The 17729-nt window shown below is 50.7% G+C and carries 16 protein-coding genes and 2 pseudogenes; 11 read left to right on the top strand and 7 right to left on the bottom strand.

Going from position 1 to position 17729, the window contains the following annotated elements; all coding sequences use genetic code 11:
• Positions 1-164: 164 nt before the first annotated feature.
• Positions 165-416, bottom strand: a complete 252-nt coding sequence (locus tag GEI7105_RS0125210; RefSeq protein ID WP_017663176.1) for a hypothetical protein — start codon at positions 414-416, stop codon at positions 165-167.
• A 1290-nt stretch (positions 417-1706) separates the two neighbouring features.
• Between GEI7105_RS0125210 and GEI7105_RS37910 the strand changes: the two are divergent.
• Positions 1707-1829: pseudogene (locus GEI7105_RS37910) on the top strand (IS5/IS1182 family transposase); the annotation flags it as partial.
• Between the two features lie 299 nt (positions 1830-2128).
• Here the strand turns inward: GEI7105_RS37910 and GEI7105_RS0125200 are convergent.
• Positions 2129-2731 (bottom strand): manganese efflux pump MntP, encoded by a 603-nt coding sequence (locus GEI7105_RS0125200; protein ID WP_017663174.1) that lies wholly within the window; start codon positions 2729-2731, stop codon positions 2129-2131.
• A gap of 542 nt (positions 2732-3273) precedes the next feature.
• On the opposite strand from GEI7105_RS0125200, the gene GEI7105_RS0125185 reads away from it, so the two are divergent.
• From GEI7105_RS0125185 to GEI7105_RS0125165, 5 genes are all read left to right on the top strand, one after another.
• On the top strand, positions 3274-3867 hold the full coding sequence (locus GEI7105_RS0125185; RefSeq protein WP_017663171.1) for a cytochrome b/b6 domain-containing protein: 594 nt from the start codon (positions 3274-3276) through the stop codon (positions 3865-3867).
• The gene (locus tag GEI7105_RS0125180) at positions 3868-4068 is read left to right on the top strand and encodes a hypothetical protein (protein WP_017663170.1); all 201 of its coding nucleotides are present in this window, start codon (positions 3868-3870) and stop codon (positions 4066-4068) included.
• On the top strand, positions 4061-5011 hold the full coding sequence (locus GEI7105_RS0125175) for a DMT family transporter (protein WP_017663169.1): 951 nt from the start codon (positions 4061-4063) through the stop codon (positions 5009-5011). The genes GEI7105_RS0125180 and GEI7105_RS0125175 overlap by 8 nt, the downstream gene beginning before the upstream one ends.
• A gap of 172 nt (positions 5012-5183) precedes the next feature.
• The gene (locus GEI7105_RS0125170) at positions 5184-6356 is read left to right on the top strand and encodes a D-alanine--D-alanine ligase family protein (protein WP_017663168.1); all 1173 of its coding nucleotides are present in this window, start codon (positions 5184-5186) and stop codon (positions 6354-6356) included.
• Between the two features lie 252 nt (positions 6357-6608).
• Complete coding sequence (locus GEI7105_RS0125165; protein ID WP_017663167.1) at positions 6609-7352, top strand: hypothetical protein; 744 nt, start codon at positions 6609-6611, stop codon at positions 7350-7352.
• Between the two features lie 133 nt (positions 7353-7485).
• Here the strand turns inward: GEI7105_RS0125165 and GEI7105_RS33960 are convergent, their stop codons facing one another.
• Positions 7486-8649, bottom strand: coding sequence for a GAF domain-containing protein (locus tag GEI7105_RS33960; RefSeq protein ID WP_051044237.1), 1164 nt, complete (start codon positions 8647-8649; stop codon positions 7486-7488).
• A gap of 68 nt (positions 8650-8717) precedes the next feature.
• Here GEI7105_RS33960 and GEI7105_RS38845 point away from each other — a divergent pair, with 68 nt between their 5' ends.
• Positions 8718-8888, top strand: coding sequence for a hypothetical protein (locus GEI7105_RS38845; protein WP_158413268.1), 171 nt, complete (start codon positions 8718-8720; stop codon positions 8886-8888).
• A gap of 297 nt (positions 8889-9185) precedes the next feature.
• Positions 9186-9650 (top strand): hypothetical protein, encoded by a 465-nt coding sequence (locus GEI7105_RS0125145; RefSeq protein ID WP_017663164.1) that lies wholly within the window; start codon positions 9186-9188, stop codon positions 9648-9650.
• 6 nt (positions 9651-9656) lie between these two features.
• Here the strand turns inward: GEI7105_RS0125145 and GEI7105_RS0125140 are convergent, their stop codons facing one another.
• A complete protein-coding gene (locus tag GEI7105_RS0125140) occupies positions 9657-10610 on the bottom strand; it encodes a ribonuclease Z (RefSeq protein ID WP_026097956.1) in 954 nt (317 codons plus the stop codon).
• A 159-nt stretch (positions 10611-10769) separates the two neighbouring features.
• On the opposite strand from GEI7105_RS0125140, the gene GEI7105_RS0125135 reads away from it, so the two are divergent.
• The gene (locus GEI7105_RS0125135; protein WP_017663162.1) at positions 10770-11993 is read left to right on the top strand and encodes a SpoIID/LytB domain-containing protein; all 1224 of its coding nucleotides are present in this window, start codon (positions 10770-10772) and stop codon (positions 11991-11993) included.
• Between the two features lie 323 nt (positions 11994-12316).
• Here GEI7105_RS0125135 and GEI7105_RS0125130 read toward each other — a convergent pair whose 3' ends face one another.
• Positions 12317-13441, bottom strand: a complete 1125-nt coding sequence (locus GEI7105_RS0125130) for a THUMP domain-containing class I SAM-dependent RNA methyltransferase (protein WP_017663161.1) — start codon at positions 13439-13441, stop codon at positions 12317-12319.
• Positions 13442-13564: 123 nt separating this feature from the next.
• On the opposite strand from GEI7105_RS0125130, the gene GEI7105_RS0125125 reads away from it, so the two are divergent.
• Both GEI7105_RS0125125 and ahcY read left to right on the top strand, forming a co-directional pair.
• Positions 13565-13984, top strand: a complete 420-nt coding sequence (locus tag GEI7105_RS0125125) for a peptidylprolyl isomerase (protein WP_026097954.1) — start codon at positions 13565-13567, stop codon at positions 13982-13984.
• Between the two features lie 175 nt (positions 13985-14159).
• Positions 14160-15431: an adenosylhomocysteinase gene (gene ahcY / locus GEI7105_RS0125120; RefSeq protein WP_017663159.1), complete on the top strand. Its 1272-nt coding sequence runs from the start codon at positions 14160-14162 to the stop codon at positions 15429-15431.
• A 418-nt stretch (positions 15432-15849) separates the two neighbouring features.
• Here the strand turns inward: ahcY and GEI7105_RS0125115 are convergent, their stop codons facing one another.
• Together GEI7105_RS0125115 and GEI7105_RS32445 are read right to left on the bottom strand one after the other, a co-directional pair.
• Positions 15850-16875 carry an IS5 family transposase gene (locus tag GEI7105_RS0125115; protein WP_017663158.1) on the bottom strand — a complete coding sequence of 342 codons (1026 nt, stop codon included), beginning with the start codon at positions 16873-16875 and terminating at the stop codon, positions 15850-15852.
• Between the two features lie 251 nt (positions 16876-17126).
• A pseudogene (locus tag GEI7105_RS32445) lies at positions 17127-17588 on the bottom strand (ABC transporter ATP-binding protein); the annotation flags it as partial.
• Positions 17589-17729 lie beyond the last annotated feature (141 nt).

The following is a 17729-nucleotide window of genomic DNA, read 5'->3' as shown; positions in this document are numbered from 1 at the left end:
GCGCGGGGTTGACTGGCAGATGAAGGTAGAGGACGCACGCTGCAAGCTGGCCTCGGTCTACCCTAAAATTAAGTTTTGACGCTGCACTAGATTAGCTGTGGAGATCGCAGGTTAAAACGCGCCCAGCTTAAGCGGGCAGGGAACCCGCGTTGTACCGCTTGCGGTCAGCGTCGGGAGGAATGCCCGCACGGGTTGATGCCGTATTCATAACCATCCTGTTTGTGAATTACATGAATTTGCGTTTTAGCGGTTAAATCGAGCTGCTTTCCTCCGAAGGGACGCAGGGCGGGAGGGCGTTTTTCTCTCACTCTGGCGATCGCTCCGGTCCACTGTCCGCGATATTTCCCGTTCGGCACGGTCGCTTGCACGATGTCGCCTGCCTGTAAGCCGTTGACTCGTGCCTTCGTTTTTTTCACGGTGCGGGGGAATCCGTAACGGTCGATGAGAGTGCAAAATCTCGTGCTGTGACCTTTGCTCGCGATCGCTATTGGAGTTTCAGTTGCCAAATGTAACGATGGCGTCTTATACGGAATCCGAATTTCAAACACTGGTTTTTTCGGCTCTTCCGAACTTAAGATGCAGAATTAATCTGAAAAAATCATAGAAAGCTGATTCCTAAGCTCAAAGTTGCAGAAATCACGAAATCAATACGCTTTGCGTTTAATTTTAAGGGTGCATCTCAATTTCGTAGAACGACCCCTCCGCGCCTCGACTGAGCGCTCGCCGAACGTCCTTCGGCACCTCCCCGATCTCGCGGGGAGGATGGGTGGGGTTCCGGGTGCAAAAGTGAGATGCACCCCATAGGTTGTAGCTTGAGTAACTAGAGAAACTACACCATCAGGGTCAGGTGGAATAATCGCATAGTGTTGTAATAGATCCTCAGAGGCATTACTACCTAGCCTAAAGGTAACTTGTCCAGGCCATGTTTCTGCCCGTAAATTTGAAGCTTCAGTTTGGGTGCATCTCACTTTCGCAAACACACAAGTTCGGCAATTTGTCAATATCTTCCTCAAGGACTGCTAGAAGGGGATTTACTCCTTTAAGTATTTATACTTATCGAAGAATTGAGATGCACCCTTCAGTTTCCTGTGGAATCGATTTAGTATCGGAAATTTCGTCTCTCACCCGTCCCGCCTCAGCTTGCTCGCGAGTCAGAGGCAGATCGGAACGCTCGGGAAAAGATAACCCTTCCATCGAAGGTTGGTTCAAAGCGTCCTTTTGAGATGACTTGGAATTCGATCGAGAGCTTTGGGGGACGTGAGCGTCGGAGGTTTTAGACGATGGGGGAACACGCTGAAACTCAGACATACTTGTTGGACTCCATAACTCAACGGATCTATAGCAATCCTAAATGGTTTGCGGAAACAGATCGGCTGAAAACCCCATTCCGTAACGATCTATCCTGAAAACAATTCGCAAACGACGTCGTACTGCTATATATAACCTCAATGCGATAAGTAAAAATTATTTTAAATTATCGCGAACCTGATATCAGCTTATCTTCTTGCAAGTCTCTCAATTATAGTAATTTTCTTCAAATCGAGACAAATATAATATTAAATTTTTTAAGCAGTTATTTTTTTATAATTTACATATTTTAAACCTTAGCTAAGCTTACTAGGGCGTGTCATCAATTAACAGGGTTGACAAAGAGGGGGTGATGTGGATAATCTGCTGTCCGTCCACTCCAGCTTCACGAAAACACCATGACTCGGCGCTACGCTCTTCGTGATGACCAATGGGAACGTATCAAAGACCTGCTACCCGGTCGCCCCGGTACAGTCGGAGTGACCGCCGGTGATAACCGCTTGTTTGTCGAAGCGGTTGTAATTTGGTTGCTCTGATGTAATTTGGTTGCTCTGAATCCCCCTCTTACACATCACGGTGATTTAGTCAAGTTTCCTAATTGATGACACCCCCTAAATACATATTTTATGTTTTTTGTCAATTCCCGATCTCGAAAGAGTCTTCGGGAATTGCGGTGTAATTTGTTATTTTGAATGCGAAATTGGGCGGGGGAGGCATTGCCATGACGTCCCTACAGTAAGGGTTTTACTTATCATAAAATTAGCTTATCGCCTTAAACCCAGAAGACCCTCTCAAAAAGCTTTCTGCACCACTTAGGCGGTCAACCTACACTTTGAAATACCTCGACGCTGAGATGTTCCCACAGGATTTTACTGCCAATTCCCATTAAAATTAGCCCACCGACAATCTCAACTTTGCTTTGGAACCAATCGCCAAAATAGTGACCGATGTAAACACCGAGAACGCACAGACTAAAGGTCACGCTTCCCACGATCGAAATCGCCAGTAGGATTGGCATTTTTAACACCGAAAATCCCAACCCCGCAGCTAAGGCATCGAGACTCGTCGCAACGGATAGCACTAACAACGTTTCGATTCTGAGAGGGTTAAACGGTTTGTCGTCGTCCGTATCTTGCCAAGCTTCGTAAATCGTGCGTCCGCCGAGAAATACCAACAGCACAAAGACGATCCAATGGTCGATGCTGGCGATCGCCTGACGGAATCCCAACCCCATCCCCCAACCCAGTAAGGGCATGAATGCCTGAAACCCACCGAAAAACAGAGCAATTTTAAGGGCTTTGTTGAGTTTGATGTGGCGAATCGCTAAGCCGCTGGTCAGCGAAACGGCGAAGGCATCGGCTGCCAACCCGATCGCCACTAACGTTATTGTGGTGAGTTCTAGGCTTAAGAGGGTCAGTTCCATGATAGATTCGGACGTTTTTAAAAGTCTTACTGTTTTTAATCTTATCAAAAAAAATGAATTTCACAAAAATATAAAAAATATCATTTTTGATTCATTTTTACATCATAAATTATTTAAAATTTGATTTTTGAATTTTAAAAGTTATTGCGAATCAAAATTTTGATGTTATCCTAAAATTAGTTGTTTTACGAAATCAATTATTTACATTATTAAATTAATTTCAATCGTGTAGAACGCCATTTCTAACTTTGGCGCCTCTCCGTGAGTTCGGGGAAGATGGGTGGAATTCCGATCGCAAAAGTGAGATGCGCCCTTTTGGTTTTACCGTTCGATCGCATCGAAGCCGCGATTTAAACAACCGAACCAACCCAAAATCGCGATCGCTCATATTTTTAAAATATAAATATTTCAATTTTTTTGAATTTTTCTAAAAAAACTCAAGCTCGAACGTTCGGCGATCGCCCATAGAGACGAACCCAATCGAGACTTGTGCTATAAACAAATCTATCGCTCGAAAACCCGTCTGAATTTCTACATTTGCCATGTCGCGATCGCAGCCCTACCAACCTTCACTTTTGCGTCTGCTCCACGGTCTCACCGCTGTTGTTATCCTGCTGGCTTTACTCAGTGCCGCTTGGGTGTATCTGACCTACGACAGACGCTTACTGCAACTGTCCGTACCGACAATTCCCGATATCATCGGCATTCACGGAACCTTTGGCGTAGCGTTACTATTCTGTTTACCCCTCTTTGCCCTGTACAGCTTCCATTTAGGGCAAAATCGGCTCGTCGGAGCTAACACGTTGCGCCAACTCCGACAACTCCATCGTCCCGCCGGACGTAACGCCCTGCATCGCCTCGTCAATACCGTGATGCTATTGGCCGCCACCTTTGCCCTCATCACCGGGCGTATGATGAAAGAAGCGTGGTTGCCCGCCGGAGAACTATACGAAACCTGGTATACCCTACATTTGTGGGCTTGGGTAACAATGGCGATCGCCGCGATCGTTCACCTCGTAACCGCCTTTTGGGTCGGGGGTCTCTCCTTGCTGCGATCGATGTGGACGTGGCACACTCGCGATAACGACACGCCTCGCCAGTGGTGGCCGCAAATCCAGTCAATTTGGAAACCGTAAATGTCGAACCCTCCCTCTCGTCTCCTCGCGATCGCCGAAATACTCGTCTTCGGCGGCATCCTTTTCGCCCTCATCGCCCCTCTGTTTTCCTCCGACTCCGAATCTTCCCAACGTTCCTCGATCGCCGCTCCCTCGCGTTCCCCACTCGCGAGCCTACAAACGCCAAACGCTTCGATCGCAGTTCACCCACACTATGACTGACAATCTGGAACTTCACCAGAAACCCTTCTCTCTCTCCGCTTTTTCCGCTAACCTCCTCCCTCTTCTCACCCTCGCGATCGCCCTCGTCGCCGTTTCCTGTGCGGCGATTTTCATTCGATTGGCAGAACGGGAAATCGGCCCCAACGCCACGATTTTCAACCGACTCATTATCGCCACCGTGGTATTTTGGATGCTCGACGTCCTGCGACAGTGGCGAGACGATCGCGACTTTTCCCTCACACCACCCAACACCCCTTACACCACCTCAGACATTCTGCGGTTAGTGGCCGTAGCTGCTGTCGCCTCGACTTCCGTGGCATTGTGGGCGTGGTCTCTGACTCAAACGAGCGTCGCCAACTCCACCGTCTTACGGAACCTGACCCCAATTTTTACCAGTTTGGGCGGGTGGTGGCTGTTGGGACAGCAGTTCGATCGCCGCTTCGTTATCGGAACGGGTGTCGCCGTCATCGGAGCGACGTTTATCGGTTTCGACGACTTACAAATTTCGGCCGAACATCTTCTCGGCGATGCGATCGCCCTAGTTTCAGCGATGCTGTACGGGGCGAACTTGCTCCTCGTCGAGAGCTTGCGAACCAAGTATCCAGCCACGACGATTTTACTGTGGCGGTGTAGCGTGGGGGCGATGCTGGTATTTCCCGTTGCGTGGCTGTCCGAAGCTCGCCTGTTTCCCCAAACCTGGGAAGGTTGGTTTGCTGTTGCTGCTTTAGCGGTTATCTGTCAGGCTTTAGGACAAGGGTTACTCGTTTACAGCCTCAAACAGTTTTCCTCGGGATTCGTCGCGATTTTGCTGCTACTCGAACCAATTTTGACCGCGATATTCGCCTGGGCGATTTTCGGAGAAGTCTTGAATTGGACGAACTGGATCGCCTTTTTCGTTGTACTAATCGGAATCTACTTCGCTCGATCGAGCCATTCTCACTAAAAATGAGGAGATGATGAGGCTTTGTACAGTCACCAGTCACCAGTCACCAGTCACCAGTGAAGACAGCGAACAGATAACAGTTTCTCCCCCTCTCCCCCTCTCCCCGGCTCCCCCTCTCCCCGGCTCCCCCTCTCCCCCTCTCCCTTGTAGCCTTCTGAACTTTGGAATGTCGATGACGCTTGACTTAACAGAACTACATTTCACCTATTCGTTCGATCGCTTTCCAGACTATCTCGATCGCCTGCGATCGAAGCTGCGGATTGCTGTCATTCATGGCGGCGATAAGGATCGCGACGGGGCGGTCATCTACAAAACCCATAACCCGCGATCGACTAAAACTTACGAAAAAGTTGCCTGGGATATCGCCGAAGCTTTAAAAAACTTGGGGTTCGAGTACGTCAGCGTCATGCCGGACGATATGACGCTACCCCAACGCCTCAAAGAAGAAAACATTCATTTTGCGTGGCTGAACACGGGAGGCGTCCAGGGATACGATCCAGTCTGTCACACCCCTGCCATCTTAGAAATGTTAGGGGTTCCTTACGTGGGACACGATCCGCTCAACAGCTCGACTCTCGACAACAAGCACGTCTTCAAGCGAGAACTCCAGGCGTTCGGGGTGAGAACCGCACCGTTTATGACCTGGCATCCCTCCCAAGGTATTCTCAATCCTCGCACGAACCCTCGTTTTTTGACGACGTTCGGACACTATCGCGGGGCGTTCGTAGTCAAACCCGTTTCCGGGCGAGCGTCGTTAAATATTTTCGTGGTAGACGACGCCGCAGATTTACCGGATGCTGTGGCGGAGGTTCACCGGTTAACGCGCAATACCGCTTCGATCGAAACCTATTTATCGGGGCGGGAGTTTTGCGTGTCGGTGTGCGGTTACATCACCTGTGCGGGCGGAACGTTACGAAAAAACCCCGAACCCTTTGCCTTTTCGACGATCGAACGCGTCTTAGAAGCCAACGAACGGATCTTTACGTCGATGGATCGCAGGGCAATTACAGAACACCGACTGCGATTGCTCGGAAACGAGGATGCCGATATGTCTCGAGCGTTAATTTCCTTAGCCAAACAGGTATATTGGGATTTTAATTTGAATGCCTTGGTGCGAATCGATTTACGCACGGATGCCGACGGCAAACTTTACGTTCTCGAGGCCAATCCCAAACCCGATCTCAAACGTCCGACTGAAGCAGAAACGAGTTTGGTGGTTCAGGGATTGCGGGAATACGGGATGGAATACGAGGATTTAATTTTAAGTTTGTTGGTCGATCGCCTCGATTATCTGTTGACTTATCACGCCCCGATCGTCCGACATCTCGTTGCGTTGCTCGTGTGAGGCGATCGCGACTCATCGCATTCAAAGTGTTTGGGTATTTTTTTGAGCCGCTCCTCGGTCTTACGCGGAGAGCGATCGGTGTTTTTCGGTAGGAGCGATTGTCAAAATCGATATAACTTAAGTGAAATTACTGAGTTTTAGGATAGTGTAAACTTTGAGGCAAAGACAGGTACAAACACCGATCCCGTCTTTGCCGAATATTAGATAAATTATAAGTAAAGTTAACGGACGCGGTAAACCGGAGTTGGCGAAATGACTCAAGCTCAAGCTCTTCAGCTCGCGAAACGTGGGAATCCCACGGCGATCGCCGCGATCATGAACCACCAACTCCAATGGCAACACGTCCGAGTGACAGCGAGCCGCCAAGAGTACTGTTTGCAGGTTGAAATCAGCGCCAAAGGCAGCCTTCCCGACCGCACGATCCTGGAGCAATGGGTGCGCGTCGGACTGATGCAGTTGAACCCGAAAGCGATCTCGCAGGTTTGCGTGTCGGCCAAACTAGAGGGTGCGAGCAAACCGCTTTGGAAAGAAGAGTTTGAGTTGCCGAGCGTTTTCGGTGACGCGAACGCCATCGCCGCTCTCGAAACCCGAGTGAAGGCCCTAATTCCCTCGAGCGTGTGGGAAAAAGCTAAAGGCGGCGACTCAGAGGCTCTCTCGCAACTGCTGGACGTTGCCGTCTGGCAAAACGACGCTCGGGTGACGGCGGCAGTTGAGGAACGCCAACTTCAGGTCACGGTAGATGCAGAGGCGTTACCAGACGAAGCGGTGACTGTAACTTCGATCGTGATGGTATTGCAAGGATTGGATATCCCGTGGCTGACATCGGCGGTGGTGTTGGGGCGATCGCGGCGAAATGCTTTGGCCGTGTGGAAGCGCGTTCTCGATGCCGAACTCGATCCGAGGGATAAAATGCGTCATTCTATTGCTTCTATTGTAAATTTTTACGAACGGTCGGTCAATCCACGCATTCTCGAACGTTCGGTAACTCAAATGTAAAGAAACTGAAGTGGGCTTTTGGGTAGTTATGCACAGTAATGATGCTGCTCCGTAAAAAATCTTCCGTAGTAAGAATTTAAAAAATCCAAATAGCATTACTTATCAATTCAATTCTATCGATCGCGCGAACGTTTCACACCTCGAGCTTTCGCAGCGCGCCAACCATCACCGGCTTTCCGTAAAACTGCGTGCGAACGCCATAGATTTCTACGTCGATCGTCGTTGCGTCTTTACATTTTCCCAGAAACTGACAAGAAAGATACTTCGTTTGACCGCGAACGCACTTATAAATTTTCTCAGACACGATATCGTAATGGGAATCGGCAATCAAATAAAACATCGTTTTGAGAGAAGCTAACTCGTGAGTTCTATACCCAAAAATTCGGGCGAGTTGCCGATTGGCGTAGAGAAACTTACCGTCCCACACCACGATGTACAACCCGAGTTTCGATAACCGACTCAACGGAACGTCTAACGGCGGACGCGAAGAAATCGGGGGCTGAGTGCGGGGGGGAGGCGGCGGAACTTTCGAGCGAATCGGTAGGGTTTTGGGCGGACGGTCGCTCGTATCGGGCGTTGGAGATTTCACGGGAGACGGCGTGGGACGCGATAACTCCGGCTGCGGCGATCGAGGTAGGGGAGAGGGTGGAGTCGGAGGTCGAGGGGGAGACGATGGAGAGACGGGAGGTTGTCCGTCGTCTGCGTACGACCAAACGAGGTCGAGAACCAACGCCAAACGATGGGACAGTTCCTGCATGACGTTCGCCGTTTCAGCGTGGAAATAGGCGGTTTGGGGATGGGTGAGCGTGAGAATTCCCAAAATTCGTTGTTTGCGGCAAATCGGCACGCACAACGCCGAACCAACCTGATAGGGGGTGTTCCGAAGCGGCATCCAGCGATCGTCGGCGGCCGTGTCGGTGACGATCGCGATCTGACGTTCTCGGTAGACCCATCCTGCCAAACCGCTATCTAAAACCTGTCCGACGATGGACTGTTTGCGATCGCGAATCGTCGCGCCTCGCGCTAAGATACTTTCAACGACGACGCCGGACTCGTCGAGCAGAAACAAACTGCTTTCGGAGATGTTGGCAATTTGGTTAACCGATTTCAAAATTTGCTGGGCGATCGATTTCAGGGCCAGCGATCGCGTCGGTTTTTCCCCGAAGGCTAACAAGGTTCGCAGTAACTCCGTTTGAACGTCGCTGAGGGTGCGATCGACCCGCAGTCGTTCGAGTTCCTCTCTCGCTAGCTCGAGTTCTCGGTACAGTCGGTCTGTCTTTGGCTCGTGTTCTTCCACGCTCGATAACCCTTCAAAGAAACCGTTGCGAACCCCAAAGATTGCCTGCTCGTCCCCTATATACTGACATGGCAGCGGAAGATCGTCGGCAAAATTGCTGCGATCGCCTTATCCGAGCGCGATCGCAGTGGCACGCGACCTGTGAGTTTGAAACTCGATCGTCCCGTCCGTCTGGCGTGTCAGTCGGCGTTCTCGATATCCCGAGGATTCAAACTCGACCACACCCCGCCTACCCCTGAAATCTTCTGAAATTTTATCGAAAAATACAGAATTTAATTGTTTTCAAACTGACCGATCGCTAAATTTACTTCGCCCGAATATAGGACTTGGGGGGTGTTTCTCCCAATTTTTTCAGTTGGAAATACAGCGATCTCCGAGTCCCTTTTCCTCACGCGATCTCCACGATCTCCGATTTTGTCTGTCTCGGCACTGCCAACAGGAACCTTAATCTTATATACAACTTTAGACAGAGTGAATTTCACCGATCGGATCTAGCATAGGAATACAGACCCACGACTTTTACACCTCGAGCAAGTATGGCTTCCGAAACCCAAGTCAAACAATATTTAGCCTATTGGTTTCAACTCGGCAAAAAGCTCGTCGTTGAAAAGTCGGGAGAGACCCTATTGCCCGAACCCATTTTTCACGGCGATCGCTACAGCCAAGCCTTTAACGACTGCTGGGAACTCTGCGTATCGCCCGATTCGGGCGATTGCTATCTCGAAGGCACGCAACAAACCGTTCGCCAACTTCTCGAACCTCAGTGGGACATCGACCCCTGCGCTCGCTGTCAAATGCCCGTTCCCATCCTACTGCACGGGACGCCCTCCTGCGCCACCTGTCCCTGTCACGATCTTTCCTTCTGGCCGAACGACGAACTCCCGAAACCTCGTTTGCAGGTCAACACGCAAGTTAGCCTCCGCGAACTTTGTCGTCGCATCGCCGAAACCGGGGATGGTCCATCGTCGTCCTCCCATTCCCGCAGCAACCTCAACAGCTGACGCAGTTTACGCGGTCGCCGCGACATTATCTCGCACCTTGGGAACGTCGTAAGTCATAAAGTCGTAAGCCAGATCGGTATTGGGGAAAATCGCCCGAGCTTCTGCCAACAAATCCTCTAACTGGATATCGTTTCCCGGTGCGTAACGGGGACTGAAATGGGTCATAAGCAACTGTTTGACGCCGGCCGCCAGAGCGACCTGTGCTGCCATCGTCGAGGTCGAGTGCAGGCGTTGCTCGGCCATGGAAGCATCCAGGTGAGAAAAAGTCGCTTCGTGAACCAACACATCGGCATCGCGAGAGAGTTTCACCGCGTTGTCGCAGTAAATCGTATCGGTGCAATACACCACTTTACGACCCGGTTGTGGCGGTCCGCACAGATGTTTCCCATCGATTTTGCGACCGTCGGCGAGCATCACGCGATCGCCCCGTTTGAGCCGTCCGTAAACTGGACCGGGGGGAATTCCCAGCGACTTCGCTTTTTCCACATCGAAGCGGCCGGGACGTTCCTTTTCTTCGACCGCATAGCCGTAAGCCGTCACCCGATGGTCGAGTCGCTCGCAGGTAACGCGATAGTCCTCATCTTCAAACAGGAGACCCGGCCGGTGCTTGTGAACCCGAATCGGGTAAGACAAATGGGTGTGAGAATAACGAGTACAAGCGTGCAAGTAGTCTTCGAGTTGCGGCGGTCCGTAAAGATCCAAGCGATCGGGATTTCCGGCCAAGCCAATGCTGGCCAGCAACCCCATCAACCCGAAAACGTGGTCGCCGTGCATATGGGTAATAAAAATACGGCGAATGCGTCCGACCTTTAAATCGCTCCGTAGCAGTTGGTGTTGCGTTCCCTCGCCACAATCGAACAGCCAAATTTCCCCCCGCTCTGTCAAGCGCAGGGCTAAGCTGGAAACGTTACGCGACCGAGTTGGGACGCCCGAACTCGTTCCTAAAAACGTAATTTGCACGCGATCGAATCTCGTGAAAGTCTGCGTCGAGCCGTAAGGCACGGGAGGGCGACCGTCGATCCGCAGCGCTGGGATCGGGGTTTTCAAACTCCTATGCTATTCTAGCATCGACGAGGTCTGTGCTTCTGTGCTTTGACAATTGTGAGGAGAAAGTAACGGATGCTGCGCTCGAATTCTACAGTATCTCTAACGCCTCAAACGAGGCGATCTCGACTGAGGGGATCGCGTCCGACGCCCAAAAAACCCCTCGATCGCCACTCTAAAAAACCGTCTCGACAAATTTCGAGAACGTTTCTCAAAAGTTGGTGGATTTCGCTAGTCTGGTGGGCGTTCGTCTGGACGCCTGGTTCCGCTTTAGAATTGCGGGTTGCCGTTCGACAAGACGTCAGCGAACTGACGGTTGGTAGTTCGACCCCCGCCCGAATTCGCGATAGTTCGGGCAACGTTTTAGGCAACCTAACCGGAATGCACGCCCATCTCGCACGCAGTTCCGAGGGAAGCGTCGCCCTGTCTCAGTGGCAAGCGGGGCGGTTGTGGATCGAACCGAGCGATCGTGGTTACGTTTACATCGGCGATCGCTGGTATCGAGGCAAAGTGCTGTTAGTCCCTCGGGGTTACGGCATGACCGCCGTGAACTACGTCGATATTGAGTCTTACATCTACAGCGTTCTCGGGGCGGAAATGAGTCCCAACTGGCCGCGAGAAGCCCTCAAAGCTCAAGCCGTCGCCGCTCGGTCTTACGTCCTCTACCAACGACAGCGGTACGGAAACGACGTTTACGATGTGGGAGACGATACCTTTTGGCAAGTGTATCGAGGCATGGAAGAAGAAGCCGCCGCCACCCACGCCGCCACTCACGCCACCCGAGGACAAGTCCTCAGCCACGACGGAAAAGTCATCGAAGCGGTGTTTCATTCCTCTTCGGGAGGACATACCGAAGACGCCGAAGCGATTTGGGACGAAGCGAAACCCTATCTGCGGGGCGTTCCTGATTTCGATCGCCAATCCCCCAACTATCAATGGACGGAAACCCTGTCCCAGTGGGACGTTACCCACAGCTTATCGGGTGTCGGTAATGTATACGACATGAAGCCCGAACGGACGACTCCCAACGGCCGCATCGTGATGATGAAAGTCATTGGTGACGGGGGAACGGCGATGGTGGACGGCGACAGCATTCGCTCGGCTTTAGGACTGCGAAGTTCGCTGTTTACCGTCACTTCCTACGGCGGATATTTTACGATTTCCGGTCGCGGCTTCGGCCACGGCGTCGGGATGAGTCAATGGGGGGCGAAATATCTCGCCGAACAGGGGTACGATTACCGTCAAATTCTCTCCCACTACTATCGCGATACGTATTTGGCACAAATTCGCGTTCCGTGAACAGGGAACAGGAAACAGGGAACAGGCAGTAGGTTGAATTTCGGTTTTCTCAACTCCAAAAATGTTAATCTCAAAGTTTTTTTGGCATTAGCGTCGATTTTTTGAGATTGTTTTTTCAGAGAAAAAACTATCAATTTAAATTCAATTCCTAAGATATATTTTTGGGTCTTCGGAGTTTGTGGTTATAAATGTATAGCATGATACAAAAAATTGAAGATTCGAGAGCCAAAACCCTTGAAATCTCGTGAAGTTAGTTTTTCTGTCACCCTAAACTCCGAAGAGCCATATTTTTGAAGTTTTTTCTCAGTAAAGACACCAAAAAATCAATATAATTCGTATTCCAAAAGGGTGCAATCTAACCCCCCGTTCGAGACGGGAACGCGGCGAGACGCTCGCAATCCGACTTGTTTGGCAAGGTCTTTACTTCCCGTGAGAACGTACGCCGTCCAGCCTTTAAATCGCTGTTTGAACGTATCGCCGAGTTGTTTGTAAAACGCCCCGAGTTGCTGACGATCGCCTAAGCGTTCTCCGTAAGGTGGGTTGCACATCAAAATTCCGAGATCGCAGGGTGCTTCAATTTCGCGCACGTCGGCGCACTGAAACGCAATCTTTCCCCCCAACCCACACCGTTCGGCGTTCGTTTTCGCCTGTTGGAGAACGTCCGCATCGCGATCGCTTCCCCCCACAAACGCCGGAAGTTCCAGTTTTCTCGCCGCCTTCGCCTCCTGTTTTAACTGCGCCCAAACTCCCGCGTCGAAATCTCGCCAAGTTTCAAACCCAAAGCGATCGCGAAACAACCCCGGTGCCACGTTCGCCGCTTTCATCGCCGCCTCTAGCGGAAGCGTTCCCGAACCGCACAGCGGGTCTAAAAACGGGATTTCAGGAGAATAATTCGCCATCTCCAACAACGCCGCCGCCAGAGTTTCCTTTAACGGTGCAGCTCCCACAGCCGGGCGAGTGCCGCGACGGTGTAAACTGCTGCCGGAACTGTCGAGACTCAACACGGCGCGATCGCGGTGAATGTGAAGGTTGAGGCGCAAATCGGGAGTTGCCACATCCACACTCGATCGCACCCCAAACTGGTCTCGCTGGCGGTCTACAATGGCATTTTTGACCTGGAGGGCGCTAAAGTGCGTGTGGTTGAGCTGTTTGTTTTTCCCCGTACAATCGACCGCTAACGTATTTTCGGGACTGAGATAATTTTCCCAGTCGATATCGCGAACCTCTCGATACAGCATTTGCACCGAAGTACAGCGAAACGCCGCGATCGGGACTAGAACCCGAAACAGCGTTCTTCCCCACAGATTGACGCGATATAACAGCGTGCGATCGCCTTCAAACGCCACCCCAGCAAACTCCGGCCGCACCGACTGCGCCCCCAAACTCTCCAATTCCCGCGCCGCGATCGCTTCCAAACCTCGCGCCACCGTTGCAAAATACTGTGCCATCCTAATTTCGATCGAATTCTCGTAAACCGCTCGCTATTCTACCGAAGCCCAGCTCGAACCCGCAGCAACAGTGCGTTAATATAGGTCAGTTTGCAAATAACCCGCACCTAAAACGAGAACGCCATGACCCGAGCCATAATGGAAACAGACAAGGGAACGATTAACCTCGAACTCTTCGACGAAGACGCGCCCAGCACTGTAAAAAACTTCGTCGAACTGTCAGAAAAAGGATTTTACGACGGTCTGATCTTTCACCGCGTCATCCCCGGTTTCGTGATTCAAGGCGGCTGTCCCAACGGAAACGGAACCGGCGGCCCCGGCTACACCATCAAGTGCGAAATCAACAAGAACAAGCACGTCGCCGGAACCCTGTCGATGGCACACGCCGGACGAGACACGGGTGGAAGCCAATTCTTCATCTGTCACGAACCCCAACCCCACCTCGACGGCGTTCATACCGTCTTCGGCCAAACAGACGACATGGACGTAGTTCTCTCGATCGCTCAAGGCGACAAGATTCAATCGGTCAAAATCGAAAAATAGATCGAGATGAGGCGATGATGAGATGAGGAGGAAAAACAATTGGCTATTTCTCCCCCTCTCCCCCTCTCCCCGGCTCCTCCTCTCCCCCTCTCCCCCTCTCCCCTGCCCTGTTCGTTCTCAGTAGGACGGAGTACCCTAGATAAGATTGTCTTTTTGTAAAGGAAGTCACTGACATATGACCGCAACGGCTATCAAGCACGAAATTAAAGATCCCGCTCTGGCGCCCCAGGGTAAACAACGTATCGATTGGGCAGGTCGGGAAATGCCCGTGTTGGCGCAAATCCGCGATCGCTTCGAGCAAGAAAAGCCCCTTGCGGGCATTAAATTAGTGGCTTGCTGCCACGTCACCACGGAAACGGCACATTTGGCGATCGCCTTAAAAGCAGGCGGTGCGGACGCTCTGCTCATTGCCAGCAATCCCCTCTCGACTCAAGACGACGTGGCGGCGAGTTTGGTTGTAGACCACAACATCCCTGTTTTCGCCATTAAAGGGGAAGACGCCGAAACTTACGAGCGCCACGTTCAAATCGCTCTCGACCACCACCCCAACATCATCATCGACGACGGGTCGGACGTGGTAGCGACGCTGGTGAAAGAGCGTCAAGACCAACTCCCCGAACTCATCGGGACGAACGAAGAAACCACCACCGGAATCGTGCGCCTGCGTGCCATGTTCAACGATGGCGTGCTGACCTTCCCGGCGATGAACGTCAACGATGCCGATACGAAGCATTTCTTCGATAACCGTTACGGAACCGGTCAATCGACCCTCGACGGCATCATTCGCGCCACCAATATGCTGCTGGCGGGTAAAACCCTGGTGGTCGCCGGTTACGGCTGGTGCGGTAAAGGCGTCGCCTTGCGCGGTCGCGGCATGGGCGCTAACGTGATCGTGACGGAAATCGACCCAGTTCGCGCTATCGAAGCGGTCATGGACGGCTTCCGCGTGATGCCGATGGAAGAAGCAGCACCGTTGGGGAACTTGTTCGTAACGGTGACGGGGAACAAGCACGTGATTCGCCGCGAACACTTCGAGGCGATGAAAGACGGCGCGATCGTCTGTAACTCCGGTCACTTCGACATCGAAATCGACCTGAAATCTCTCAAGGAGATGACGAGCGAAGTGAAAACGGTGCGGCCGTTTACGGAACAGTACAAGCTCAACAGTGGAAAATCGGTCATCGTGTTGGGTGAAGGTCGCCTGGTGAACTTAGCGGCGGCGGAAGGTCATCCCAGTGCGGTGATGGATATGAGTTTCGCCAACCAAGCCTTAGCTTGTGAGTATTTGGTGAAGAATAAAGGAAAGCTCGAAGCCGGTCTTCACTCGATTCCTGAAGAGATCGATCGTGAAATTGCCAGCCTGAAGTTGAAGGCGATGGGCATCGAGATGGATACGCTAACCCCCGAACAGATCGAATATATCAATTCCTGGCAGTCGGGAACGTAAGTCAGTTAAGGATGAAGAGTGTAGCGTGAAGAGTGTTCGATCGAATTCTGCACTCTGCAAAACCCGGTATCTTCATCAAAGATACCGGGTTTCTCGTGGGCGAAGGGTGGTTAGTTACGGAATCCGTTACCCGATAGGCTAGGTTTCAAGAAGCCTTCACCACAGAGACACAGAGGACACAGAGAGGGACTTGTCAGGTTAGGCAAAACCAGTATTTGAAATTCGGATTCCGTATCAAACAGCGGTTTTACCCACTCAGACAAGTGGGAACCTCGAAAAATTCATTATTTGAGTTCAAAATAAAAAAATAAAATGGTCTTTCACATCTCGAAGACCATCTTTTTTATTCTTCTATATTAAGAGGTATTTTCTTGAGAAAAATCATCTATTTTAGAAGTTTTAGAACGAGAATATTCTGTTATTCTTTTTGAGTTTCCCAGAATATATATCGACGGATATTGTAGGCTAGATTTTTCAAGCCAATGTTGGCGTTAGCTCTAATCTTTCCAATTGAACGTAGAAGTTTTCCGCCCATGCTCATCACCCAAGCCCCAAAGACGTGTTCGACCTTAGCCCGGATTTTTGATTTTTGACGATTATTTGACTTTTGCTCTTCACTTAAAGGCTTATTTCTGTAAGCTCTTTCGTGAATTTTACTGTCAAATTCAAGCTGCTCTAAAACCCATTCAATATCTTCACTTCGATAAGCACTATCACCCCAAATTCGATCGTCTAAATTCTCACCATCGATAATTTTACCTAATGCTTTTGAGTCATGAACTGATGCATCTGTTACATGATAACTTCGGACAAAACCAAATTTTACATCGATGCTAATATGATTTTTATATCCATAGTAACTTTGTCCATTCTTTTTAGTCCAACGAGCGTCAAGGTCTTTTTGGGAAAGGCGATGGGGATTTTTTTCCCATCCTTCTGGAGTTTCTCCTTGGCGAATTTTATCATTCTCTTCCTGGCTATTTCTTTGTTTAGGGACTGGCACGAGAGTCGCATCCACAATTTGCCCTTCCTCAGCTTCATATCCTCGATCTCGCAGATAGTCGTCAAATCGATTAAATAGCTCTTCAATTAATCCGTGTTGGGTGAGTTGTTCTCGAAAAAGCCAAACCGTTTTTGCATCCGGAATTGAGTCTTCAAGACCGAGATGTAGAAATTTCATAAAGGATAATCGATCGTTGGCTTGATATTCTAATTCATCATCGCCAAGATTAAAGAGTTTTTGTAACACAATTAATTTGAACATTAAGATCGTATCCAAGGGTTTACGACCTGCATTACTGAGGCGAGGCTTTTGATGAATTACTTTGAGGATTGGACGAAATTCTTCCCAGGGTATCAATTCATCAATCTGGTCAAGCAAGATTTTTTTATTGCTTAGCTTAGCATGGCGATTTTCCCAATCCCAAAAACCTTTTTGACCCATGGCATTATCCTTGATTTGTACTGTTTAATTATCTCATGATTTAAGTCCAATAGTCAATTAATAGAGATGCCCAAGTCCCTCCATCCCCGCAACCCCCCTCTCCTTTGGGGGGCTAATGGGGGATGTGGTGAAGACTTTTTGGGTAGTGTTAAAATAGCGGTTTGCTCCCAAATTTCAGGCACAACATTAAAAATCTATACCCGCCATTAGCGGCTTGGTTTCAGACTGGCCGACTCGGTTGAGCTGGCGGGAATGACGGTTCGCGCCAAACTCAGCCGTTGTTTCATTCCTCTCGAAAGGGTGGAAATCAGGCTGTTGCGTTTGGGGACGAGTTGCACGAGTTCGAGTACGTCGAAGAGGCGGCGCGATCGCGTGGGTTCTCGCAGGTGGTACAGTCGCGCGAAGTATTCGAGATAGTCCCAAACGGTGAGGTCGTCGTAGAGGGGAAAGTCGTCGGGAAGGTAGCCGAGATGTCGTTGGAGATTGGGGTTAGGGCGATCGGGTCGCAGCCGTTCCCCGTTGAAGTAAATTTCTCCGGTGGTGGGTTCTTCGATCGCGGCTAACATCCGAATCAGGGTGGTTTTTCCCGCGCCGTTGGGTCCGATGAGACCGTACACTTCACCGTAATTGATGTTGAGGTCGACTTCGTTGACGGCGAGTTGGCGATCGAACTGTTTGCTGAGGTCGCGGGTTTCGATGGCGAGGTCAGTCATCGCAGTTGGGGAGGTTCGAGTGAGGATCGGTAGCGGTTTGGCTGTTTTACGGCTACAGGAGAGGCGATCGCCATTCCGCAGAGATGGCGATCGCGGGAGACACCCCAAGCCTAGCCTTAGCCTTCCCCAAACCTCTCCCGG

Source organism: Baaleninema simplex PCC 7105, assembly GCF_000332355.1.
Taxonomy (GTDB): Bacteria; Cyanobacteriota; Cyanobacteriia; order Cyanobacteriales; family Geitlerinemataceae; genus Baaleninema; species Baaleninema simplex.
The sequence above is the reverse complement of the archived record's forward strand: the minus strand, read 5'-3'. Positions and strand labels throughout refer to the sequence as shown.